The organism is Castellaniella sp., assembly GCF_004321985.1.
Classification (GTDB): Bacteria; Pseudomonadota; Gammaproteobacteria; order Burkholderiales; family Burkholderiaceae_B; genus Castellaniella.
The window spans coordinates 12,126-33,136 of sequence record NZ_SCQN01000012.1 but is presented as its reverse complement, the minus strand read 5'-3'; the positions used below and the strand labels follow the sequence as shown (position 1 = coordinate 33,136).

The 21,011-nt window shown below is 62.4% G+C and carries 24 protein-coding genes and 1 tRNA gene; 12 read left to right on the top strand and 13 right to left on the bottom strand.

Annotation, left to right across the window (positions count from 1 at the left end; translation table 11 throughout):
* The 3 genes from EPN31_RS03375 to EPN31_RS03365 form a co-directional block, all read left to right on the top strand.
* Positions 1–559: ABC transporter substrate-binding protein (locus tag EPN31_RS03375; RefSeq protein WP_291769501.1), on the top strand; the 559-nt coding region annotated here is incomplete at its 5' end.
* The gene (locus EPN31_RS03370; protein WP_291769500.1) at positions 529–1,326 is read left to right on the top strand and encodes an ABC transporter ATP-binding protein; all 798 of its coding nucleotides are present in this window, start codon (positions 529–531) and stop codon (positions 1,324–1,326) included. The genes EPN31_RS03375 and EPN31_RS03370, both read left to right, overlap by 31 nt.
* The gene (locus EPN31_RS03365; RefSeq protein ID WP_291769497.1) at positions 1,323–2,210 is read left to right on the top strand and encodes an ABC transporter permease; all 888 of its coding nucleotides are present in this window, start codon (positions 1,323–1,325) and stop codon (positions 2,208–2,210) included. The genes EPN31_RS03370 and EPN31_RS03365 overlap by 4 nt, the downstream gene beginning before the upstream one ends.
* A 10-nt stretch (positions 2,211–2,220) precedes the next feature.
* Here the strand turns inward: EPN31_RS03365 and EPN31_RS03360 are convergent.
* Positions 2,221–2,299, bottom strand: a tRNA-Ile gene (locus EPN31_RS03360).
* Between the two features lie 155 nt (positions 2,300–2,454).
* Here EPN31_RS03360 and EPN31_RS03355 point away from each other — a divergent pair.
* Together EPN31_RS03355 and EPN31_RS03350 are read left to right on the top strand one after the other, a co-directional pair.
* The gene (locus EPN31_RS03355; RefSeq protein ID WP_291769495.1) at positions 2,455–3,000 is read left to right on the top strand and encodes a hypothetical protein; all 546 of its coding nucleotides are present in this window, start codon (positions 2,455–2,457) and stop codon (positions 2,998–3,000) included.
* Positions 3,001–3,117: 117 nt separating this feature from the next.
* Complete coding sequence (locus tag EPN31_RS03350; RefSeq protein ID WP_291769493.1) at positions 3,118–4,758, top strand: acyl-CoA synthetase; 1,641 nt, start codon at positions 3,118–3,120, stop codon at positions 4,756–4,758.
* A gap of 36 nt (positions 4,759–4,794) precedes the next feature.
* Here the strand turns inward: EPN31_RS03350 and EPN31_RS03345 are convergent, their stop codons facing one another.
* The 7 genes from EPN31_RS03345 to EPN31_RS03315 form a co-directional block, all read right to left on the bottom strand.
* Positions 4,795–5,526: an ABC transporter ATP-binding protein gene (locus EPN31_RS03345; protein WP_291769490.1), complete on the bottom strand. Its 732-nt coding sequence runs from the start codon at positions 5,524–5,526 to the stop codon at positions 4,795–4,797.
* A complete protein-coding gene (locus tag EPN31_RS03340) occupies positions 5,511–6,296 on the bottom strand; it encodes an ABC transporter permease (protein ID WP_291769486.1) in 786 nt (261 codons plus the stop codon). Before EPN31_RS03340 ends, EPN31_RS03345 begins: the two co-directional genes overlap by 16 nt.
* A 2-nt stretch (positions 6,297–6,298) precedes the next feature.
* A complete protein-coding gene (locus EPN31_RS03335; protein WP_291769483.1) occupies positions 6,299–7,300 on the bottom strand; it encodes an ABC transporter substrate-binding protein in 1,002 nt (333 codons plus the stop codon).
* Positions 7,301–7,442: 142 nt separating this feature from the next.
* Entirely contained in the window at positions 7,443–8,153 is a 711-nt protein-coding gene (locus EPN31_RS03330) for an ABC transporter permease subunit (RefSeq protein WP_291769481.1), read from the bottom strand.
* Positions 8,150–8,866, bottom strand: coding sequence for an ABC transporter permease subunit (locus EPN31_RS03325; protein ID WP_291769478.1), 717 nt, complete (start codon positions 8,864–8,866; stop codon positions 8,150–8,152). Before EPN31_RS03325 ends, EPN31_RS03330 begins: the two co-directional genes overlap by 4 nt.
* A gap of 48 nt (positions 8,867–8,914) precedes the next feature.
* Entirely contained in the window at positions 8,915–9,730 is an 816-nt protein-coding gene (locus EPN31_RS03320; protein WP_291769475.1) for a transporter substrate-binding domain-containing protein, read from the bottom strand.
* A 41-nt stretch (positions 9,731–9,771) separates the two neighbouring features.
* A complete protein-coding gene (locus tag EPN31_RS03315; RefSeq protein ID WP_291769471.1) occupies positions 9,772–9,963 on the bottom strand; it encodes a hypothetical protein in 192 nt (63 codons plus the stop codon).
* 3 nt (positions 9,964–9,966) lie between these two features.
* Here EPN31_RS03315 and EPN31_RS03310 point away from each other — a divergent pair, with 3 nt between their 5' ends.
* On the top strand, positions 9,967–10,962 hold the full coding sequence (locus EPN31_RS03310) for an alkene reductase (protein WP_291769468.1): 996 nt from the start codon (positions 9,967–9,969) through the stop codon (positions 10,960–10,962).
* Between the two features lie 62 nt (positions 10,963–11,024).
* Here EPN31_RS03310 and EPN31_RS03305 read toward each other — a convergent pair whose 3' ends face one another.
* Together EPN31_RS03305 and EPN31_RS03300 are read right to left on the bottom strand one after the other, a co-directional pair.
* Positions 11,025–11,486, bottom strand: a complete 462-nt coding sequence (locus tag EPN31_RS03305; protein WP_291769465.1) for a GatB/YqeY domain-containing protein — start codon at positions 11,484–11,486, stop codon at positions 11,025–11,027.
* 75 nt (positions 11,487–11,561) lie between these two features.
* Entirely contained in the window at positions 11,562–12,332 is a 771-nt protein-coding gene (locus tag EPN31_RS03300) for an NRDE family protein (protein WP_291769463.1), read from the bottom strand.
* A gap of 54 nt (positions 12,333–12,386) precedes the next feature.
* Between EPN31_RS03300 and EPN31_RS03295 the strand changes: the two genes are divergently transcribed.
* The 3 genes from EPN31_RS03295 (at position 12,387) to fabB (ending at position 14,710) form a co-directional block, all read left to right on the top strand.
* Positions 12,387–12,845, top strand: a complete 459-nt coding sequence (locus tag EPN31_RS03295) for a hypothetical protein (protein ID WP_291769461.1) — start codon at positions 12,387–12,389, stop codon at positions 12,843–12,845.
* A gap of 114 nt (positions 12,846–12,959) precedes the next feature.
* Entirely contained in the window at positions 12,960–13,472 is a 513-nt protein-coding gene (fabA, locus tag EPN31_RS03290; protein WP_291769458.1) for a 3-hydroxyacyl-[acyl-carrier-protein] dehydratase FabA, read from the top strand.
* 11 nt (positions 13,473–13,483) lie between these two features.
* On the top strand, positions 13,484–14,710 hold the full coding sequence (gene fabB, locus EPN31_RS03285) for a beta-ketoacyl-ACP synthase I (RefSeq protein ID WP_291769455.1): 1,227 nt from the start codon (positions 13,484–13,486) through the stop codon (positions 14,708–14,710).
* On the opposite strand, the gene EPN31_RS03280 is transcribed toward fabB, so the two are convergent.
* The 3 genes from EPN31_RS03280 to EPN31_RS03270 are packed head-to-tail and all read right to left on the bottom strand — an operon-like array spanning position 14,699 to position 18,159.
* Positions 14,699–15,943 carry an MFS transporter gene (locus EPN31_RS03280; RefSeq protein ID WP_291769451.1) on the bottom strand — a complete coding sequence of 415 codons (1,245 nt, stop codon included), beginning with the start codon at positions 15,941–15,943 and terminating at the stop codon, positions 14,699–14,701. The genes fabB and EPN31_RS03280 overlap by 12 nt on opposite strands.
* Entirely contained in the window at positions 15,940–17,190 is a 1,251-nt protein-coding gene (locus EPN31_RS03275; protein WP_291769447.1) for an MFS transporter, read from the bottom strand. The genes EPN31_RS03280 and EPN31_RS03275 overlap by 4 nt, the downstream gene beginning before the upstream one ends.
* A 60-nt stretch (positions 17,191–17,250) precedes the next feature.
* The gene (locus EPN31_RS03270) at positions 17,251–18,159 is read right to left on the bottom strand and encodes a DUF1732 domain-containing protein (protein ID WP_291769445.1); all 909 of its coding nucleotides are present in this window, start codon (positions 18,157–18,159) and stop codon (positions 17,251–17,253) included.
* Positions 18,160–18,227: 68 nt separating this feature from the next.
* On the opposite strand from EPN31_RS03270, the gene rph reads away from it, so the two are divergent.
* The 3 genes from rph to hemW are packed head-to-tail and all read left to right on the top strand — an operon-like array spanning position 18,228 to position 20,888.
* Complete coding sequence (rph, locus tag EPN31_RS03265; protein ID WP_291769442.1) at positions 18,228–18,977, top strand: ribonuclease PH; 750 nt, start codon at positions 18,228–18,230, stop codon at positions 18,975–18,977.
* A complete protein-coding gene (gene rdgB, locus EPN31_RS03260; RefSeq protein WP_291769440.1) occupies positions 18,974–19,651 on the top strand; it encodes an RdgB/HAM1 family non-canonical purine NTP pyrophosphatase in 678 nt (225 codons plus the stop codon). The genes rph and rdgB overlap by 4 nt, the downstream gene beginning before the upstream one ends.
* A 31-nt stretch (positions 19,652–19,682) precedes the next feature.
* The gene (gene hemW, locus EPN31_RS03255) at positions 19,683–20,888 is read left to right on the top strand and encodes a radical SAM family heme chaperone HemW (protein ID WP_291769503.1); all 1,206 of its coding nucleotides are present in this window, start codon (positions 19,683–19,685) and stop codon (positions 20,886–20,888) included.
* Positions 20,889–21,011 lie beyond the last annotated feature (123 nt).

Below are 21,011 nucleotides of genomic sequence, written 5' to 3'. Positions count from 1 at the left end.
CTTCCTGTTGGGCATGCAGGGAATGCACTCGTCCACCGACATCACACTCGTGTCGCTGGGGTCGAATATGACCGGGGCGCTGGGCGCTCTCAAGACCGGCCGTGTGGATGCGCTTTCCTTCCCGCAGCCGGTCGGACAGCAGGCTGAGGCCACCCATATCGGCGGCATCTATATTTCTCCAGCCCGGGGAGACATCCCTCAGCTCAAGCATGTGGTGCACGGTGTCGTGTTCACCACCCAGTCGATACTGGATCACAAGAGTCCCGAGGTAACCGCCTTCGTGCGCGGGATTGCGGACGCGGAACAGTTCATTCACAGCGCTGATACGTCCTCGGTCCGCACGCTATTCAAGGCTTATCGGCCAACCATGAACGATGCGACCGTGGATCGACTGCTGGCCATCCTGCGGACCGAGATCCCGGCCACTCCAGACATCAGCCAGGCGGAATTCGATGCCGAGGTGCAATTCAACCTCAAATCCGGGCTGATCAAGGATGCACCGGACTACGCCACCATGGTGCCGGTGAAGTGGCTGAAGGCGGCGCTGGGCCGGCATTGATGGCAGCCACCGTCTATCGCGTGCGGGACGTCCACAAGCACTTTCGCAAGGACGATCAGGAACTGGTTGCCTTGCGAGGCGCCAATCTGTCTGTCGAAGAGGGCAGCTTTCTGGTGCTGCTGGGCCGCAGCGGTTGTGGCAAGTCGACGCTGCTCAACCTGCTGGCCGGCCTGACGACGGTGACATCAGGCGAAATCCGCTACCGAGGCGACCTGGTGGCGGGGCCGCAGACGCGTGTCGGCTACCTGACGCAACAGGATACTCTGATGCCGTGGCGTACAGTCCTGCACAACGTGGAAATGCCCCAGGAAATTCGCGGCGCCGACAAGGCCGCACGTACGGCTCAGGCCATGCATCTGATCGGACAGGTCGGGCTCGCGGGGTTCGAGCATCATTATCCGCGCGAGCTGTCCGGGGGCATGAGGCGACGTGTCAGTATTGCCCGCATGCTCTGCAGCGGGCCGGAGACCCTGCTGCTGGATGAGCCTTTCGGCGCACTGGACGCCCAGCTTCGTGGCGACCTGCAGCGCCAGCTTCTGGACTTGTGGGCTGGCAGCGGACGCACGGTGGTCTTCGTGACGCATGACATTGAAGAAGCGCTCATCCTGGCGGACCGGGTGGTCGTACTGGGGCCACTGGGCGCCATCATGCTGGACCTCACCGTCGACCTACCCAGACCGCGTGATGCTGACGAGATCCGTATGCAGCCCGGCTATCTGCACCTTTATCGTGCACTGACTGATGCCATCCGGCAGGCCACGAAATGACCACCAACCAAATATCCACGGCCACGTCTCCCGCCGCGGGCCAGAAACAGCTGGATTCCGGACCAGTCGGGCACGGGCCGCTGCTGATTCCGCTCGAGCGGACCTGGTGGCAACGCCATCGGCACACGGCATGGATTCACGGGGCCAGACTTGCGGTGCTGGTCGTGCTGGTCGGGATCTGGGCAGCACTGTCGGGGACGGTGCTGGATCCGCAATTTTTCGGCTCACCTGAGGGTGTCGCGAAATCCCTGATCGATTGGTCGCTGGACGGCACCTTGTGGCGCAACTCCTGGATTACGATCCAGGAGGTGGTGCTGGGCTTTGCACTAGGGGCCGCCTCGGGCGCCATCCTTGCTTATCTGATCGCCGCCATCAGGCCGCTTTGGGACGTGCTGATTCCGTACATGCTGGCGCTGTATTCCGTACCCAAGGTCGCCGTCGCGCCGCTGTTCATCATCTGGTTCGGCATCGGTCTGAGCATGAAGGTGCTGCTGGCGGCAATCTCCGTGTTTTTCCTGGTGTTCCTGAGCACGGCGGCGGGTGTGCAAAACGTCGACGAGGGGCTGAAGAACGCCGTGCGCATGATGGGCGGGTCACATCGTGATGTGGCACTGAAGGTCACCCTCCCGGCTTCCATGGCCGGGCTGCTCACGGGCCTGCGCATGTCGATCCCCTATGCGCTGATCGGCGCCGTGATTGGAGAACTCGTGGCCTCCAATCGCGGGCTGGGATTTCTGATCAACGATGCGTCGGCGCAGTTCAATACCAGCGGGGTGTTCGCAGCCCTGGTCGTGCTGGCCGTGATTGCCGGCGTGCTGAACATGCTGGTCAATGTGTTCGACCGGTGGGCCAATCGCTGGAAGCCGCTGGGTTCGGGAGACTAGCGGCGGAATCTGGTGGGCCCCCCGAGAGTCGAACTCGGCACCAACGGATTATGAGTCCGCTGCTCTAACCAGGCATGAGCTAGAGGCCCGTACCCGCTGCGGGCCCAGCATGCCCTGCGTCGGGAAAGTTCGGATTATCGCATACGTTCTCTGTTGCACGAGCTTGCACTGTCGTTCAAATAAGGGACGTGGCGGCGGGTCCCCCATGATAAGGTTCTTGCATCGCACTCTTGGAGATCCAGGGATGAAAATCGTCAATCGACTGCGCTTCTGGGGCATTGGCCTGGCCCTGGTGTCCCTGGCAGGCTGCCAATCGGGCGGATTCCTGGGGAGTACTTCGCCCGGAATGGTCACCGCTCCAGGCGGCCGCGTGGCGCACGCGGGGCCGCGCCGGGCAGTCGATGCCAATCGGGCGGCCGAAAACATTCGCGTGTTTCTGGCGGACACTCGGCCGCGAGCGGGCTGGACACCGGTTCACATGAAACCGTCCGGAGTCCTGTATGTGCGAACGGATGCTGTCATCGATCGCCGGGATCTGATCGGCATCCAGTCAGCCACGGATCACGCGGGGGGTGGCATTCTGGTGCTGATCCTGAGTGACTCGGGGTTTCGGAAGGTGCACGAGGCGACGGCTGCGAATCCCGGTTTGCGGCTGGCCTTGGTGGTGGGCCAGACGATGCTGTCGGCCCCTGCCTATGCGGCGCCCATCCGCGAGCAGCAACTCGCCTTCAGTGTGGGTTCTGCGCGCAATGCGGAAATCGCAGCACGCGCTGTGGCCGGGGTGCGGTGAACGTACGAACGCGCCGGCAGTAATATGGGCGTTTCGACAAAAGAGTCCGTCGCCCGCCTGCCGGCCATCCTGGCTGCCAGTATCGGGCAGACCGAGCACCCCAGAGGAGCACTATCCATGTTGCCGTCATCTCCGCGCAGCTATGCCGACGCCTGCAAGCGGTTTCAGTGGCAGATTCCGGAACACTACAACATCGGTCATGACGTGTGCGGCAAGTGGGCTGAAACCGAACCCGATCGCCTCGCGCTCGTCTTCGTCGACGATGACGGCAAGGCGCGGCATTTCACATTTGGCCAGATCTACGAGCGTTCCGGGCAATTCGGCCGCTTGCTGCAGGCTCACGGCGTCCAGCCCGGAGATCGGGTAGGCATCCTGCTGCCACAGGCGCCCGAGACCGCCTTCGCCCATGTGGGCGCATATCGCACCGGCTGCATTGCGCTGCCATTGTTCACGTTGTTTGGTGCGGAGGCCCTGAAGTTCCGCCTGTCGGACAGTGGCACGCGGGTGGTGGTGACCAATGCCGAAGGCGCCGCCAAGATCGCCGGCATCCGCGAAGCATTGCCTCAGCTGCAAGTTGTGTTCACAATCGACGGTGCTCAGACTGGCACTCTGGATCTCTACCGTGAGATGGACCGCTACAACTCGGACCTGCGGACGGTGGACACGCATGCCGATGATCCCGCGGTCATCATCTACACGTCTGGGACGACGGGGCAGCCCAAAGGCGCGCTGCACGCGCATCGAGTGCTGCTTGGCCACCTCCCGGGGGTAGAGATTTCGCATAATCTGCTGCCCCAGGAAGGCGACCGACTGTGGACGCCCGCCGACTGGGCCTGGATCGGCGGGCTATTCGATGTGCTGATGCCGGCTTGGCACCACGGGATTTCCGTCGTGGCGCACCGCTTCAAGAAATTCACGCCTGAAGCCGCATTCCAGCTGCTTCAGGACTACGAGGTCCGCAATACCTTTTTGCCCCCGACCGCGCTAAAAATGATGCGCACCGTCGGCAGTCCGGAGAAGCGCTGGAATTATCGGCTTCGGTCGGTCGCCAGCGGCGGCGAGTCGCTGGGCCACGAGTTGCTGGACTGGGGGCAGCGCACTTTCGGTCTGACGATCAACGAGTTCTACGGTCAGACCGAATGCAACATGACGGTCTCGTCCTGCGCGGATCTCATGCCCATCTGCCCGGGGGCGATCGGCAAACCGGTCCCCGGCCACCAGGTTGCCATTGTGGACGAACAGGGGAGGCAGGTGGCTCAAAACGAGCATGGGCACATCGCGGTCCACAGCCCCGACCCGGTCCAGTTCCTGCGCTATTGGAACAACGAAGCCGCCACACAGCACAAATTCATCGGCGACTGGCTGATCACGGGCGATACCGGCTTGATGGACGCCGACGGTTACGTGCATTTCGTGGGGCGCAGCGATGACGTGATCACGTCGGCGGGCTATCGAATTGGCCCGGGTGAAATCGAGGACTGCATTCTGCAGCATCCTGCAGTGAAGATGGTGGCCGTAGTCGGTGCACCGGATGCGCAGCGCACCGAAATCGTGGTGTCTGTGGTGGTGTTGAAGGATGGCCTGCACGGGGACGATGCCTTGCGCCAAGCCATCCAGGACCATGTCAGGACGCGGCTCGCAGCCCACGAATATCCCCGCGAGGTCTACTTCGTTGACGAGCTTCCCATGACCACCACCGGCAAGGTGATTCGCAAGGAACTGCGGGCCTTGGTGTCCCGTTGGCGCCAGAAAGCTTGAACACCATCCGCGCCACGCGGCGCGGATGGGCGCCCGTTACAGTGCCATGGCGATGTGACGTGCCATGTGTTGCAGATCATCGGCATTGCGCTCACGTGGCCGCGGTAGGGTGATCTGCTGATCCAATCTGATCCGGGCTGGTCGGTCCGCCAGGACGATGACACGATCGGCAAGATAAATGGCCTCCTCGATATCGTGTGTCACGAACAGGACGGCCTTGTGCGTACGCTGCCAGATCGCCAGCAGTTCGTCCTGCAGCTTCCGGCGCGTCATCGCATCCACCGCACTGAATGGCTCATCCATCAGCAGCAGTTTGGGGTGCACGGCCAGTGCCCGGGCTATGCCGGCCCGCTGTGTTTGACCGCCGGACAGCTGGTAGGGCCAGCGCTGCGCCAGATCGCTGATAAGCGTCAACGACAGCACCTCCTGGATCCGGGCTTCGCGTTCACTGGGCGACAACTGCAGCCCCTTCAGCCCGTAAGCCACGTTGTGGCACAAGCGACGCCATGGCAGCAGGCGGGCATCCTGGAACACGAATGCCGTCCGCCGTTCATGCGCGCTGTGGTCGATGTTGACGCGGATCTTGCCGCTGGTAGCTGGTACCAGTCCCGCCACGCATCGCAGCAGCGTGGATTTTCCCACTCCTGATTCACCGACCAGCGCAATGAATTCCCCAGGCTCCACCGTCAGGCTCAGATCCTGGAAGACCGGCTGCCTGGCGTCGGAATAGGCATAGCTCAGGTGCTCGATATTCAGGAGGGGCGCCATTGCAATACCTTCTTTTCAATCAGCACGAAGACTGTGTCGCACAGTGTATAGATGGCGGAGATCACCAGCATGTATACCACCACCGCGTCGTAGGCTCCGATCCCGGCTGCCGCGTTCATCTCCTGGCCCATGCCCTGAACCCCCAGCAGTTCGGCCGCGATCAGTGTCATCCAGGCCTGTCCGACTCCCGTGCGCATGCCGGCAAAGATGCCGGGCATGGCTGCCGGCAATGTGACGCTCAGGAAGCGAGGGAGGTGGCCATCCTGACGAAAGGCGCGTGCCAGCTCGTAGTATCTGGGGTCCACCCCGCGCACGGCGGCGTAGGTGGCGAAGTAGTTGACCCAGAACACTCCGATGGCGATCACGAATGCCGCGCCCGCGTGGCTGACCTTGAACCAAGCGATGGCGAACACCACCCAGGCGAGCGGCGGAATGGGTCGCAGGATGCGCACCAGCCATCCCAGCAACGCATCCACTCGACGGGAAAGGGCTGCGATGGCAGCCACCGCCAGACCGGATGCCGTGCCCAGCAACAGGCCCCAGACATAGTGAATCAGGCTGGACTGTATGGATGGTACCAGCCGGCCGGAGCGCCATTCGGCCAGAAAAGCGGCCGGGATGTTGAAAGGGTCCGGAATCGTGCCCCGACGGGCCCAACCGGAGGCCTGGGCGAACTTCCAGATCGCCACAAAGATCACCAGGCCAATGAGTCCGGATAGCACGCGACCCGCCGGGTGAACCGTCAGAAAAACCGACGTCCTGTGCAGCATGGCTACTTCAGACGATCATAAAACTGGGTGTCAAACAACCCTTGAACGTCCAGTTTCCCCTGCAGCGTCCCCAGCTTCTTCTGATAATCATACATGTCCTGGGTGGCCTTCAGAATTCGGTGAGGGTCAGCCGAAAACTGATCATGCGAGCGTTTGAGCGCGGCCAACACGATGGGCGCTGGCAGGCGCCCGCCACCCACATACTTTTGCACGGCCGGCGCAACTTTTTCAGGATCGTCGCGTAGCAGTCCGGTCGCCTGTACATGAGCCGCCACAAGCTTTTGCACGAATGCGGGATTTTGCTGAATGAGTTTCTCCCGGACAGCCAGCACGGCGCCCGGCTGATCAGGGAACATCACGGAACCGTCAGCGACGACCTTGGCATCAGGCTGGCGCGCAAGCACCGTGCTGATGATGGGCTCCAGAATGGCGGCACCGTCCACGGCCCCGGTCAGCAGCGCTTGCTGTGCCTGGGCAGCGCCCTGATAGATGACGCGCACGCTGTCGGGACTGACCTTCAGCACATTCTGCAGCCAGTACTGCAGCACGATGTCCGGCACCGACCCCCGCGGGAAGGTCGTGATGACCGGCTTGCGTCCTTTGTCCTTGGCAAACCGTTCGAAGGCGGTTTGTGCGGCCCCGTTGCTGAAGTACGGTGCCAGATCGCCCAGCGCCAGGAAGCTGATCTGGCTGACGATGTTGGTCGCCACGACCTTCAGGTCGGCCCCCTTGGACCGGGCCACCATCACGGGTCCGATGCCGACATAAGCCACATCGAGCTGCCCGGCGAGCAATGCCTGGACGATCTCGGGACCGTCCTGGAACTCGATGAGCTTGGTATTTGCCAGCGGATTGTCCCGGGTCTGATGGTCCAGCACTACGAAGGTCTGGGAATCCGGAATGATGGGCATATAGCCAACTTCGGTGGTCGTGGTCGCCTGCGCGCCAGCCATGCTGGAGGCCAGCAGCATGGTCAAGAACAACAGCTTGGTAGTGAAGGGCATGAGCGAAAGTCATAAAAGCAGCACGGTTTGTGCTCTACATAATCATAATCGCCAGGTTTTTCCTTTCTATATATTTTGAAGTCATATGAATATGGTTGCCAGGCAGCTCAATGGCTGGCAATTCGGGTGAGTTCGGTCGCCTTCAGAATGCCTCTTTCACTCCACGCCCGCGCCCTTCGTGCGCGCGCAGCATGGCGTGTTCGACCAGCCACGCACAGCCCAGCAATGTGATGTTGATCGCCAGATACAGCAGTCCTGCGATGACGAAGGTTTCCACGATCAGGAAGCTCTGGCTCATGAGCCGCCGTGCGTAGCCTGTGAGCTCCATGACGGCGATCGTGGACGCCAGGCTGGTTCCCTTGATGGCGAGGACCAGCTCGTTGCTGTACGCCGGGAATGCCTGGCGGATGGCAAGCGGGAAATGCACGCGTCGGAAGACCTGCAGCCGGCTCATGCCGAAGGCACGGGCCGCGTCGAGTTGACCGTCCGGGACCGACTGCAGGCCGCCCCGGATGGCCTCGCTCATGTAGGCGCCACTATTCAAGGCAATCGCAAGGACTGCACAGCGCGCCCCGTCGCTGAACAGCCACCAGAGCACTGGCTGGTGGCGCACGGCATCCAGCGTCCCGACCCCGTAGTAGAGGAGAAACAACTGGATCAGCAGCGGCGTCCCACGAAACACCGTACTGTAGGCAAAAGCCAGCCCCGCCACGCTGCGGTGGGAGGACATGCGCATGAGCGCAGCACTGAGCCCGATCAGCGACGCAAACAAAATGGACAGCAGGCCGATGCGCAAGGTGACCCAGAAGCCCTGGGTCAGCACGGGAAGGGCCTGCTCGACAAGCTGCATCATCGCTGCGCCCCCCGCATGCCTCGCCCGAAGTGGTGCTCGGCCAGTATAAAAAGGGCCTGACTGCAGGCACCAATCAGGAAATACAGGATTCCCGCCATGGCACACAGGGCCAGGGGCGCGCGGGTTGCCGCCGCACCCAGGACGGCTGCGCGCATGAGTTCCACCAGCCCGACCAGCGAGACCAGCGCCGTGTCCTTCAGCGCGGCCTGCCAGACATTGTTCGCGCCCGGCAGTGCGTACCAGAATAATTGGGGCAGGGTAATGCGCCGCAGGCATTGATTGCGGTTCATGCCGATCGCGCGGGCCGCCTCGAGCTGGCCCGGATCGATCGCCTTGAAGGCACCCCGAAAGACCTCTACGCTGTACGAGCCGGAGATCAGGCCAATCGCAATGATGCCGACCAATACCGGAAACACCGCGCTCATCAGATCGTCCCAGTCCAGCCAATCGGACACATCCGAAGCCGCGCCCACGGTACCGAAGAACAGCAGGTAAATGATGAGCAGTTCGGGGACACTGCGGACGATCAGGGTGTAGGTTGCAACTGCCCCGCGAACCAGGCCGTTGCCGCCGGTTTTCAGGGTAGCCCCCACGATTCCGATCACGATGCCCAGACTGATGCCGCACAGGCTGATGAACACCGTCATGCCGGCACCGCGCAGCAACATGCCGCCCCAGCCGGCGCTCAGGATGTCAATCAGGGATGGATGCATGGCGGGAAACAGGCTGGAGCGTAACGGCTCCAGCCTGACGGCACAGGATTACTTGCAGGCTCGGTAGTTCGACAGGTCGACGCCGAACCACTTCTCGCTGGAGGCTTTGATCGATCCGTCGGTAATCAATTCGCAAAGGGCCTTGTCGACCTTCTGCTTGAGCGAGGTATTTTTCTGATTGATGCCTGCCCCAATGCCCTGTCCCAGAATCGCCGGGTCGGCGTTGCTTTTGATCACCACGTCGGACATCGCGAACTTGCCTTTCCCGGCGGTATTCAGAAACTGGCTTTGCGGCGTGACTTCGGAGAAGGTCGCATCCAGCCGGCCAGCGGAAAGGTCGATCTGCATCTGGTCCTGAGTCTCATAGGTCTTGAGCTTCAGATCGGGCGCGTGCTTCTGAAGGAAAGCGCCCTGCGTGGTGCCGCTCTGGACCCCGACGGTCTTGCCGGCCAGATCTTTGAAGAGCGCAGCCTGGTCGGCCGCCTTGACCAGCGGGCTGCCCGCGGGCACCACGAACGCGGAGTCTTCAGTGGCGTAGGGGATGCTGAAGGCGATGGCCTTGGCCCGCTCGGCCGTCACCGACAGGCCTGAGATCACGAGGTCGAAGCGCTCTGCCTGCAGCGACGGAATCAGACTGTCGAAAGCCTGCACCACGAAACGACATTTCATGTCGAGCTTTTTGCAGATTGCGTGGCCCACGTCGGCATCAAAACCGGTTACTTTGCCATTGGCATCCACCATGCTCCAGGGCGGGTAGCCGCCCTCAGTGCCGATTTTCAGAGTGGCCCCAGTCGCGGCAGTAGCCAGGCCTGCCAGCGCCAAGGCGGCACAGAAGGCCACCCGCCTAGCAATGGAAATCACCATGGACAGAATCCTTTCAGAAACGACAAGCTGAGAAAGCGCAATTATTGCATGTGGCCTAATATTGCCAGCACAGAGCAGGGGAATGCTTGAGCCTGGGTCATACCTGTGGCATAGTCATCTTGATGAAAATCTGGTAAAAACCCTGATGGATTTTCTTCGACTTTTGGTGTCGCGGTTGTGCGTTGCAACAAAACATGCGCGGGCGAGCCATTTTCTTCTTGTTTCCACCGCATGATATGACAAGTTTGTTTGACCCGTTGCAGATGGGCGATGTGAAGATGAGCAACCGCATCATCATGGCGCCAACCGCCTGCGCGCGCGCTGTCCGACGCCGCGTACCCGGTGACGAAGCGCGGGTCTATTACGCAAGGCGCGCCTCGGCCGGCCTGATCATCACGGATGCCACTTCGGTATCGCCGTTGGGCGTCGGATACCCCGATACGCCGGGGATCTGGAACTCTGCCCAGGTACAGGGCTGGCGCGCGGTCACCGATGCGGTCCACGACCAAGGCGGCCGAATCTTCCTGCGGCTCTGGCATGCGGGTCGGGTATCTGACCCGGAATACCTATCCGGCGAGATGCCAGTAGCGCCCAGCGCCATCGCTTGCGGCGGCCCCGGCGCCTTCGTGGTGCCGCGCTGCCTGCATCCGGCTGAAATTCACCGGATCGTGGCCGATTTCGACCAGGCGGCCCGCCATGCACGGCAAGCAGGCTTTGACGGTGTGCAGATTCATGCCGGCGACGGCTACCTGATTGATCAGTTTCTGCACGACGGATCAAACCGCCGGCGTGATGAATATGGCGGTTCCGTTGTCAACCGGAGCCGCTTCCTCCTGGAAATCGTGGATGTCTGCATTGGGGTATGGGGCGCGGGCTGCGTCGGTCTGCACCTGTCTCCGCGGGGCGACCGGCACGATATGCGCGACTCGGATCCACAGGGGCTTTTTCGGTATGTTGCCCATGAACTGGGCCGTCGCCGGGTCGCGTTCGTCTGCGTGCGTGAACACCGCGGCCAAGACTCGCTGACCCCCATCATCCGGGAATCCTTCCATGGGCCGCTGGTGTTGAACGAAGGTTACGACGCGGACTCGGCCCTACGGGCCATTGATGCCGGCCTGGGAGAGGCCGTGGCATTCGGAAAAGCGTTCGTCAACAATCCAGATCTGGTGGAACGCTTGCGCCTCGGTGAGCCGTTGCGGCCCACCGAGCTGCACGAGGCTGTCGCCGGCTGAGCGGCGGACACGTTCGATCCCGGCACTGGCTCAGTCACTCCAATCCCGGGACCTGAAACCGATCATTGAGCCAGACGCTTCCTGACTTGGGCTGATACTGCAGCCATATCCACGCGGCCGGCCAGCACCGATTTCAGTTGGCCCATGACGGCGCCAATGGCTGCTCCGCCCTGGAGGCCCTTGGCCTGCGCCTGCTGCAGGGCGCCTTCTATGGCCTTCGCGACTTCCTCGGCACTGGCTGCCTGCGGGAGGAATTCCTTCAGGATGTCCAGTTCCGCCTGTTCCTGGGCGACATGTTCCGGCCGTCCTGCCGCTGCGTAGGCAGTGATGGACTCGCGCCGCTGCTTCGCCTGCTTTTCGATGATCGTCAGGATGGCAGCGTCGTCGGGTTCAATGCGTTCGTCCACCATCTTCTGCTTGATGGCGGCCTGGAGCAGGCGCAAGGTGCTCAGGCGGGTACTGTCGTGCGCCCGCATGGCGGATTTGACGGCTTCGGTGATGCGGCTGGCAAGGCCTGCGCTCATGACAATTTCCTGGTGGTCGATGAAGCTGCTATTTTAGTCCGCTGGCGAAACCTTTCGGCGCCGGTACCCGATGTCTCATTCCCCGAAACGCCAGTCATGGCGTTCACGCGGCTGGCCGTCAGGGCTGTAGCTCTGCTCGCAAAACAGCGTTTCACCGGTGCTCGCGACGGCAATGACCGTCGAACATCGCGTGCCATAGTTGGGGCTGACGATGAAAGGACTGCTGAGCAACTGTTCGAATCCACGTTCCAGGCCGGTATCCGGCAGTGCATTCCCTGAAGCCTGTGTCGTATCCCGAAGAGCCGTCAGCACAGCATCCGGGTTGGCGGCCCATTGCTCTGGAGCCAGCGCATCCAGGCAAGTCCGCAGACGCGTGGCCTTGGGCCATGGTGTGTCCAGCAGGTGATTGGAGAGCACGTACCGTCCACCCGTCAGGCGACGGGTGACACTGGCAGGGTCCCGGTTGCTCAGATACCAGACGCCCCCGAGATCGCCAACGATGAGGTTGAAGCCCGCCCAATCCCGCGCGTGGGCCAGGATACCCTGCAGATAGTCCTCGGCCGTGTCGTCGCCGAGCAGAAAATCCCGGACCAGCGTGCCGCGCGAGGGAGCGTTGGGCGGGGGCGTATGGCTCGGCTCCCGATAGTTGGTCAGGAAGCCGAAACGGCCTGGCTGGGTCCAACCAAGCCATGTGCCGCCAGCAACCAGATCGCGCCCGGCGATGAGCGTTGGATGGCCAGCCCAGGGCGCTGCCGGGCTGCTGGCGCGGCTATGAAACTCGTCGCGATTGGCGGCAATCAGCAGCGGCCACTCAGGGTGACCGACGGATAGGTAAGCGATGCACATCGTTTTCAGGTGATAAATTGGAACGAACAGCGGTTCTCGCGGAAAATGACTATCGTGAAAAGAGTAGCCGAGACGAGATTCGGCCTGACGATCGGGGCAACGCTCTCATTGTGCCTGATGCTCGCGGGTCCGGCGGCGGGCGCAGCCAGCCTGGCCTGGACTCGGGACATGACCAGCACTGGGCTGCAAACAGCGGGGGAACCGGTTGCGGTGACTTTCCGGCCGCAGGCGCCAGGCTCTACCGTACCACTGGGCGCGACCATTGTCGGGGTTTTCGCGTCCCGCCAATATGACGGGCCGGCAGCGGTCGCAACCGACCTGTGCTGGGGGTCGCCCACCGGGCCGTGCGTGCCCGTGGTTGGCCGTAGCATCGAGACCCACACCTTCGACGGTCGTTCGGCATCGGGCCCGCTGTGGCTGGTCCACCGGGTTGTGCAGTGGGGTCCGGATCATCCTCCGCTCTTCGTGCGTGGAACTGTGACAGTCTGGTACGTCAGCGTCACCCGCAGGTGACCGCAGCGCGGCAAGTGGGTGGCGGCCAACCCCGACGCGTTATACTTGTCGGCTTACTATTATCGATAGCAGCAGAGGTGCTCTCAGGTTCCTCTGGTATTCTCACGGGAAACCATGCAAAAGAACAGCTATAGCTACGACGAACTGCTGGCATGTGGCCGGGGCGAACTCTTCGGTCCTGGCAATGCACAGCTGCCGCTGCCGCCTATGTTGATGTTCGACCGGATCGTGCATATCGACGACAAAGGCGGACTGCACGGCAAGGGCGAAATCATCGCCGAACTCGACATCCGTCCTGATATGTGGTTCTTCGGCTGCCATTTCCAGGGCGACCCCGTCATGCCTGGCTGCCTTGGGCTGGACGCCATGTGGCAGCTGGTCGGATTTTTCCTGGGATGCTGCGGCGGACAGGGTCGCGGTCGGGCGCTGGGTGTGGGCGAAGTCAAATTCACCGGCCAGGTCCTGCCCAAGGCGCACCTGGTACGGTACAGGATCGACATGAAGCGCGTGATGATGCGCAAGCTCGTCATGGGGTTTGCGGACGCCCGCATGGAGGTCGATGATCACGAGATCTACGTGGCCCACGATCTGCGCGTAGGATTATTCACGCGCACGGACAATTTCTAGGAGATTCGATCATGCGTCGTGTGGTCGTCACTGGCATGGGTATCGTATCCAGCTTGGGCAACAACCAGGCTGAAGTTCTCGACAGCTTGCGCCACGGCCGATCCGGGATCACTTTTCAGCCGGAATACGCCAAGCAGGGGTTGCGCTCGCAGGTGGCCGGTTCCATCCACCTGAACGCGCTGGAGCTTATCGACCGGAAGCTGTCACGCTTCATGGCCAACGGCCACGCATACGCTTGGCTTGCCATGCAGGAAGCCATCCAGGATGCGGGGCTGACTCCAGACCAAGTCTCGAATCCGCGGACCGGATTGATCGTAGGAGCCGGGGGCGCCTCGCATTCTTCGATCTACGATGGAATCCAGACGCTGCACGAAAAGGGCGTGCGCCGCGTGGGGCCCTACATGGTGACCAAAGCGATGGCCAGTGGCGTTTCGGCGTGTCTGGCTACCGGTGCGCAAATCAAGGGTGTCAACTACTCGATCAGTTCGGCATGCTCCACCAGCGCCCACTGTATCGGTAATGCAATGGAACAGATTCAGTTGGGCCGGCAAGACATCGTGTTCGCCGGCGGTGCCGAGGAAGAACACTGGTCGCTGTCATTCATGTTCGACGCCATGGGTGCGTTGTCGACGCGGTACAACGACACACCGGAACGGGCATCCCGCACCTATGATGCCGACCGCGATGGGTTCGTGATCTCGGGCGGCGGCGGAATCGTGGTCGTCGAGGAATATGAGCACGCCAAGGCGCGCGGTGCCAACATCTTGGCCGAAATCGTGGGCTATGGCGCGACTTCCGACGGGTACGACATGGTAGCGCCGTCCGGCGAAGGGGCCGTGCGCTGCATGCGTGAGGCACTGAGCACCGTGCACACGAAGATTGACTACATTAATACGCACGGGACCAGCACTCCGGTCGGCGACGTGAAGGAGCTCGAAGCCATCCGTACGGTTTTTGGCGATGATCAGCCCTGGATCGCTTCGACCAAATCGCTTTCGGGTCATGCACTGGGAGCCGCAGGGGTCAACGAGGCCGTCTACACGCTGCTCATGATGAAGCACGGTTTCGTGGCCGCTTCCGCCAATATCGAAAAGCTGGACCCCGCCGCAGAGGGCATGAACATCCTGCGCGAGCCAGTGACGCAAGCCGATATCCAGACGGCACTGTCCAACAGCTTCGGTTTTGGCGGCACCAACGCCACGCTGGTGTTCTCTCGCGCTGGACTGTCAGCCGGGTGATCGGCCCGGCGCATCCTGCGTATCGGCGAGCTCGACGACCTGCGCCCTGACCAGTGCATTGCGGCCAGCCAGCCACCCGGCCACCCCAGAAATCGTTCCCAAGACGGCCATCAGCGCCGATGCGGCATGAAAGCTGCCCGTCCACTGATGCAACAGCCCGATCAGCAACGGCCCCAGACATGCCAGGAGGTAGCCGCTCGTCTGCGACATGCCGGACAAGTGCGCTGCGACGTCGGAATCCGGTGACCGCAACACAATCAGCATCAACGCCAGCGCAAACATCCCGCCCTGGCCGATTCCCTGGATGAAGGCCAGCAGCCAGACCATTGGAAGCGGCCCAGCAGTCATGCCGACCAGCGCAAGGGTCGTAACCAACGTCAGGATGACGGCTAGCACGCGCTGGTCACGGAAACGGCTTGCCAGCAGGGGAACCAGCAAACAGGAGACCACTTGTGTGAAGATGGAAATCGAGGTCACCAGGCCGGCCTCGGTCCCGCTCATGCCGCGATCCCGGAGGATCGGCGCCATCCATCCCATGACGCTGTAAGCCAACGCTGATTGCAGGCCCATGAACACGGTCACGGCCCAGGCCAGGCCGTCACGGTGCAACCCACGCACGGGCCGGGTACGTCGCCGGCCGGAACTGTAGCCTTCACCACGCAAAGCGACGGGTGCCCAGGCAAACAGTGCCAGGGCGGCCGGGATCGCCCATAGCGCCAGGCCTCCGGCCCAATCAAGACCCAGACCGTGGACCAGCGGCAGCGTTGCAGCAGCGCCCAGCGAGGCACCACCCACCAGGCTCATGGTGTAGAGACCGGTCATCAGGGCTGCTTGCCGCGCATAGTCGCGCTTGACCAGGCTGGGAAGCAACACATTGCCCAGCGCAATGCCCGCGCCGGCCAGCGCCGTACCTGCGAACAGACCCGTGACGCCAACGGAACCACGAAGGCCGACCCCGAGCACGATGCAGATCAGCACGAGAAACAGGGTGCGCTCGATGCCGATGCGCTGCGCCAGGCGGGGTGCGAGCGGTGCGAACAACCCCATGCAGAGCACCGGCAGAGTGGTCAGGTAGCCGGCTTGGGCATTGTTCAGGCCCAGCCCCCGGGTCAGATCGGGCAACAGGACCGACATGCTGGAGAACAGGGGCCGAAGATTCGCCGCCAGCAATAGCAGGCTCGCTGCCGTCAGCCACATGGCAAGGCTCGGACGGTTCTTCTGGCTGCTGCTCATGTCCTGGCCCGATGCAGCCGCATGTCGGGCAACAGGAAGGCCGCCAGCCCCAACAACGGCAGGAACGCGCACACATGGTAGACGAAGGCGATGCTGGTCGCATCGGCCAGCTTGCCCAGAATCGCGGCACCTATCCCGCCCAGACCGAATGCCAGGCCAAAGAACAGGCCAGATACGGTGCCCGTCTTGCCCGGCATGAGCTCTTGTGCGTAAACGATGATGGCAGGGAAGGCTGATGCGATCATCAATCCGGCACAAAACACCAGGATCAGCGTCCAGTACAGATTCGCATACGGAAGAATCAGGGAAAAGGGCGCCGTGCCCAGAATCGACCACAGGATGACGCGCTTGCGGCCCAGGCGGTCACCGAACGGTCCGCCCGCCAGAGTTCCGGTGGCCACGCCCGCGAAGAATACGAAGAGGCAATACTGCGCCTGCTGGACTTCCAGGGAAAATCGATCCATCAGGAAGAACGTGAAATAGCTACCCAGGCTGGCAAGGTAGAAGTATTTGCTGAAGAGCAATAGCATCAGTACGCCCATGGCGCGGCGAACCTGGTGGCTGCTCAATCCATTGTTGGTGCTATGCAGGGAAGTGCGTCCTCGTGCACTGGTCAGATTGGCCGCATACCAGCGGCTGACACCAATCAGGATGCAGATCCCCAGCAGAGCGGCCAGCGCAACCCAAGCCACGCTGCCCTGGCCGCGCGGCACGATGAGCAAGGCGGCCAGAAGCGGCCCGATGGAGGTTCCCACGTTGCCGCCGACCTGGAAGATGGCCTGCGCCAGCCCGGGGTGCCCCGACGAAGCCATGCGCGCCACGCGCGACGATTCTGGGTGAAACACCGACGAACCAGCGCCCACCATCATGGCCGCCAACAGGACAATCGGAAAGCTGCCAGCCAGCGACAACAGCAAGAGGCCGCAGCATGTCGAACCCATACCCACCGGCAGCGAGTAGGGCAACGGCCGGCGATCGGTATAGCGTCCGATCAGAGGCTGGAGCAACGAAGCCGAAAACTGATAGGCCAGCGTGATGAAACCGATCTGTACGAAGCTGAGGTCGAAATTTCCCTGAAGCACCGGGTAGATGGCCACCAGCACCGACTGCATCATGTCGTTGATCAGGTGGGTTGCGCTGATGGCGCCCAGCACCCGAAAGGCGACACCATCTTGCCTCGACGACACGGGAACAGGCGCTGTCGCCAGGGGGGCCACAGGGTCCGGGGCAAGAGTGTCTTTCATCATTCTGGACGCGCGAATGGCATTGGCTGGATTGTACGCTGCAGTTCTCGTGCCCGCCGCCGATTACTCGATGTTCTGGGCCTGTTCGCGCATCTGCTCGATCAGGAGCTTCAAGTCGATGGCGGCTCTGGTAACGCTCAACGCAGCCGCTTTGGATCCCAGCGTATTGGCTTCGCGGTTCATCTCCTGGAACAGGAAATCCAGCCGCTTGCCACTGCCGCGTGAATGCTGCGCATTCTGGTCAGACAAAGCACCCTTGAGTTCCTGCAGATGAGAACGCAGGCGCGTGAGCTCTTCCGCCACGTCTACCCGCAATCCGAACAGGCTTGCCTCCTGGGCGATGCGCGCGGTGAGCTCGGTGCCGCTGATGGCGGAAAAGCCTTCCGGGCTGGCTGCCAGCAGCGCTTCGCGCAACCGCTGAGCCACTCGCTCCTGGTGCTGCACCACCAGCGCAGGCAGTTCCACTTCCACCCGATCGACGATACCCCGGACGGCCTCGGCGAGCTCCAGCATGGCGCCAGCCAGGCGGGAACCCTCGCGTTCCCGGTTGGCCGTGAATTCACCCAGCGCGAGCACGCAGGCCCGTTCGCACATTGGCAGCCAGACATCTGGGTCCAGACCGCTGCGTAGAGCGCCTTCGCGCGGCAGCTCAGACAGCGACGGGGCCGGAATGTCGGGGATGATGGTTCGCGCCTGAGCAAGCTGCAGCGACAGAGACTGCAGCGCTGGAAGGTCGAAGGGGCGCAGTCCCTGTGTGTCGGGTACCGCGTAGTTCAGTTTGAGTTCGACCTTCCCGCGGATGACGGCCCCCCCCACCAATTCGCGGATCCGCGACTCAGCGAAGCGCAAGTCGTCCGGCAGGCGCAGATTCAGGTCCAGATAGCGATTGTTGACGCTGCGAACTTCTGCACTGATTGCGCCAGCTCCGAACTCCAGGCGGCTTGTGCCAAATGCGGTCATGCTGCGGATCATCGGGCTGGCCTCATGTTCTTCTCTACAATAGGGCCACATTGTAGTCTGCTGTCTTTCTGGAAAACCCTATGCCTGAAGCTTTTTCTCCATCCGGGGCGGATCGCCCCAGTGGTCGCCGCGTGGATGTGCTGCGCCCCGCCCAACTCATGACCGGTTACACCCGCCATGCAGAAGGCTCGGTGCTAGCCTGCATGGGCGACACCAAGGTTCTATGCAATTGTAGCGTCCTGGATCGGGTGCCGCCCTTTCTCAAGGGTCAAGGTAAAGGCTGGGTGACGGCAGAGTACGGCATGCTGCCACGTGCCACCCATACGCGCGGCGATCGGGAAGCGACACGGGGCAAGCAAAGCGGTCGGACACAGGAGATCCAGCGGCTGATCGGTCGCAGCTTGCGGGCCGTCTTCGACCTGTCGGCGCTGGGCGAACGCACGCTGCAGATCGATTGCGATGTCCTTCAGGCGGATGGCGGTACCCGGTGTGCGAGCATCACCGGCGCATGGCTGGCCGCAGCCCTGGCGGTACGCACGCTGCAGCACTGCGGCAAGCTGACGGCCGATCCCATCATTGGCCAGGTGGCAGCCGTTTCCGTCGGGATTTTCCACGGAACGCCCGTGCTGGACCTGGACTACGACGAAGACTCGAACTGCGATACGGACATGAACGTAGTCATGACGGCCGGCGGAGACTTCGTCGAAGTCCAAGGCACTGGGGAGGGCGGAAGCTTCCGGCGCAACGAGCTGGATACGTTGCTGGATCTGGCCGGCAAGGGTATCGACGAGCTGATCGGCCTGCAGCGGCACGCACTGGAGGCAGCATGAACCAGCGCGTTGTGCTCGCGTCAAACAACCCGGGAAAGCTGCGCGAGTTTTCCGCCATTCTGGGCGCGGCGGGTATCGAAATGGTCGCCCAGGGCACTCTGGGCGTCACCGAGGCGGCGGAACCCTACCTTACGTTCGTCGAGAACGCGCTGGCCAAGGCCCGGCATGCGAGCCAGGCCACTGGCCTGCCGGCACTGGCGGACGATTCCGGCCTGTGCGTGCGGGGACTGGGTGGAGCGCCCGGAGTGCACTCGGCGCGCTATGCCGTGAAGACCGATGGGACGCGCTCCGATGCGGACAACAATGCCAGGCTGGTATCCGAACTGTCCGGTATCGCAGATCGGCGAGGCTCGTATGTAGCCGTACTGGTTTATGTACGCAGTGCCGATGACCCGCGCCCCATCGTGGTTGAAGGGGTCTGGGACGGTGAAGTGCTGGATACTCCCCGAGGCGACCAGGGGTTCGGCTATGACCCGTATTTCTTTTTGCCCGATCTGGGCAAAACGGCAGCCGAGCTTTCATTGGCTCAGAAGAATCAGGTCAGCCACCGGGCTCGCGCCTTGCAGGGCCTCTTGCGGTCGCTGCGCGGTCTGTTCGACGACGGCCCTGGCCAACGACGGCCGGACCAGGCCGGCGCGACCCCGCAAGGCAGGTCGGATCAAAACACCAGGTGAAGGAACTGTGAGAAAGCTGGTATCGGTGCCCATGCCGGGCGAAGAGGCATCGAATGATGGCCGGCCAGGGGTGCGCGGCCGGCCCGGTCTGGTGGCGTTGCCACCACTATCGCTATATGTGCATGTGCCATGGTGCGTGCACAAGTGTCCGTATTGCGACTTCAACTCGCACGAGCGCACGGGCGAGGTCCCGGAGGCCGAATACCTGAAAGCCCTGGAAGCAGACCTGGAACAGGCGGTCCCGGATGTGTGGGGACGTCCGATTTCGACCGTGTTTTTTGGCGGTGGGACACCCAGCCTGCTTTCCGCCGAGGCGGTGGACCGGATGATCACGCTGTTCCGGGCCTATCTGAACTTGCCGCCGGGTGTGGAAATCACTCTGGAAGCCAACCCGGGAACAGCCGAGGCGGGCCGCTTTCAGGGATATGCACAGGCGGGCGTGAATCGCATTTCGCTGGGCATCCAGAGCTTTGATGACGCCAAGCTCAAGCGCCTGGGACGGATTCACGACGCCGATCAGGCGCGGGCGGCCATCGCCATGGCGCAGAAAGCCGTCGATCGGGTGAATCTCGACCTGATGTTCGCGCTACCGAATCAAACGCTGGAGCAGTGCGAAGGCGACGTACGCGAAGCGCTGACCTACGGCACCGGCCACCTGTCGCTATACCACCTGACGCTGGAACCCAACACCGTGTTCGCCAAGTTTCCACCGCGTGTCCCCGACGACGACCTGAGCGCCGCCATGCAGGACCGCGTGGCGGAACTCGCCGAATCCGCGGGCTTCGAACGCTACGAGGTTTCCGCCTACGCCCAGCCGGGCCAGGCCTGCCAGCACAACCTGAACTATTGGCAATTTGGGGACTACCTGGGGTTGGGGCCAGGCGCGCACTCCAAAATCTCATTCCAGCACCGGATCACCCGCCAGGTGAGGGCGCGGATGCCGGACTCCTGGATGCGGCTCGCTGGGCAGCGTGATGGCTCGCATATCGTGGAACGCCGCGAGCTGAATCACGATGATCTGGGTTTCGAATTCATGTTGAATGCCCTGCGCTTGAAGCAGGGAGTGGAAGGCGGCCTGTTTATCGAGCGCACCGGGCTGTCGTTGCTGTCTCTGCTTCCCAAAATGCGCCACGCCGCCGAACGCGGGCTGCTCGAGCCCGGGCTGGAACGCATCTGCGCCACGCCACAGGGCTGGCGGTTTCTCAACGAACTGCAGATGGAATTCTTGGCGGATTGACGGCCTCCTGAGGCGTACCGTAGACGCACTATGGTGGTGCATCTTGCACTATAGTGGTGCTTACCCGGCGGCTATGGGCGGGCTGGATGTACCGTTTGCACCGGCTTGAAATCCGGCAGCTCT

What these genes read in the sequence shown, in the direction of transcription:
- EPN31_RS03345 (WP_291769490.1), bottom strand. Translation starts at nt 5,526, where the DNA reads ATGGCGCCCCTCCTGAATATCGAGCACCTGAGCTATGCCTATTCCGAC.
- EPN31_RS03350 (WP_291769493.1), top strand. Translation starts at nt 3,118, where the DNA reads ATGTTGCCGTCATCTCCGCGCAGCTATGCCGACGCCTGCAAGCGGTTT.
- EPN31_RS03305 (WP_291769465.1), bottom strand. Translation starts at nt 11,486, where the DNA reads ATGAGCGCAGGCCTTGCCAGCCGCATCACCGAAGCCGTCAAATCCGCC.
- EPN31_RS03365 (WP_291769497.1), top strand. Translation starts at nt 1,323, where the DNA reads ATGACCACCAACCAAATATCCACGGCCACGTCTCCCGCCGCGGGCCAG.
- EPN31_RS03355 (WP_291769495.1), top strand. Translation starts at nt 2,455, where the DNA reads ATGAAAATCGTCAATCGACTGCGCTTCTGGGGCATTGGCCTGGCCCTG.
- rdgB (WP_291769440.1), top strand. Translation starts at nt 18,974, where the DNA reads ATGAACCAGCGCGTTGTGCTCGCGTCAAACAACCCGGGAAAGCTGCGC.
- EPN31_RS03315 (WP_291769471.1), bottom strand. Translation starts at nt 9,963, where the DNA reads ATGCGGTGGAAACAAGAAGAAAATGGCTCGCCCGCGCATGTTTTGTTG.
- fabA (WP_291769458.1), top strand. Translation starts at nt 12,960, where the DNA reads ATGCAAAAGAACAGCTATAGCTACGACGAACTGCTGGCATGTGGCCGG.
- EPN31_RS03340 (WP_291769486.1), bottom strand. Translation starts at nt 6,296, where the DNA reads ATGCTGCACAGGACGTCGGTTTTTCTGACGGTTCACCCGGCGGGTCGC.
- EPN31_RS03330 (WP_291769481.1), bottom strand. Translation starts at nt 8,153, where the DNA reads ATGATGCAGCTTGTCGAGCAGGCCCTTCCCGTGCTGACCCAGGGCTTC.
- EPN31_RS03325 (WP_291769478.1), bottom strand. Translation starts at nt 8,866, where the DNA reads ATGCATCCATCCCTGATTGACATCCTGAGCGCCGGCTGGGGCGGCATG.
- EPN31_RS03280 (WP_291769451.1), bottom strand. Translation starts at nt 15,943, where the DNA reads ATGAGCAGCAGCCAGAAGAACCGTCCGAGCCTTGCCATGTGGCTGACG.
- fabB (WP_291769455.1), top strand. Translation starts at nt 13,484, where the DNA reads ATGCGTCGTGTGGTCGTCACTGGCATGGGTATCGTATCCAGCTTGGGC.
- EPN31_RS03310 (WP_291769468.1), top strand. Translation starts at nt 9,967, where the DNA reads ATGACAAGTTTGTTTGACCCGTTGCAGATGGGCGATGTGAAGATGAGC.
- EPN31_RS03275 (WP_291769447.1), bottom strand. Translation starts at nt 17,190, where the DNA reads ATGATGAAAGACACTCTTGCCCCGGACCCTGTGGCCCCCCTGGCGACA.
- EPN31_RS03335 (WP_291769483.1), bottom strand. Translation starts at nt 7,300, where the DNA reads ATGCCCTTCACTACCAAGCTGTTGTTCTTGACCATGCTGCTGGCCTCC.
- EPN31_RS03320 (WP_291769475.1), bottom strand. Translation starts at nt 9,730, where the DNA reads ATGGTGATTTCCATTGCTAGGCGGGTGGCCTTCTGTGCCGCCTTGGCG.
- rph (WP_291769442.1), top strand. Translation starts at nt 18,228, where the DNA reads ATGCCTGAAGCTTTTTCTCCATCCGGGGCGGATCGCCCCAGTGGTCGC.
- EPN31_RS03270 (WP_291769445.1), bottom strand. Translation starts at nt 18,159, where the DNA reads ATGATCCGCAGCATGACCGCATTTGGCACAAGCCGCCTGGAGTTCGGA.
- EPN31_RS03300 (WP_291769463.1), bottom strand. Translation starts at nt 12,332, where the DNA reads ATGTGCATCGCTTACCTATCCGTCGGTCACCCTGAGTGGCCGCTGCTG.
- hemW (WP_291769503.1), top strand. Translation starts at nt 19,683, where the DNA reads ATGCCGGGCGAAGAGGCATCGAATGATGGCCGGCCAGGGGTGCGCGGC.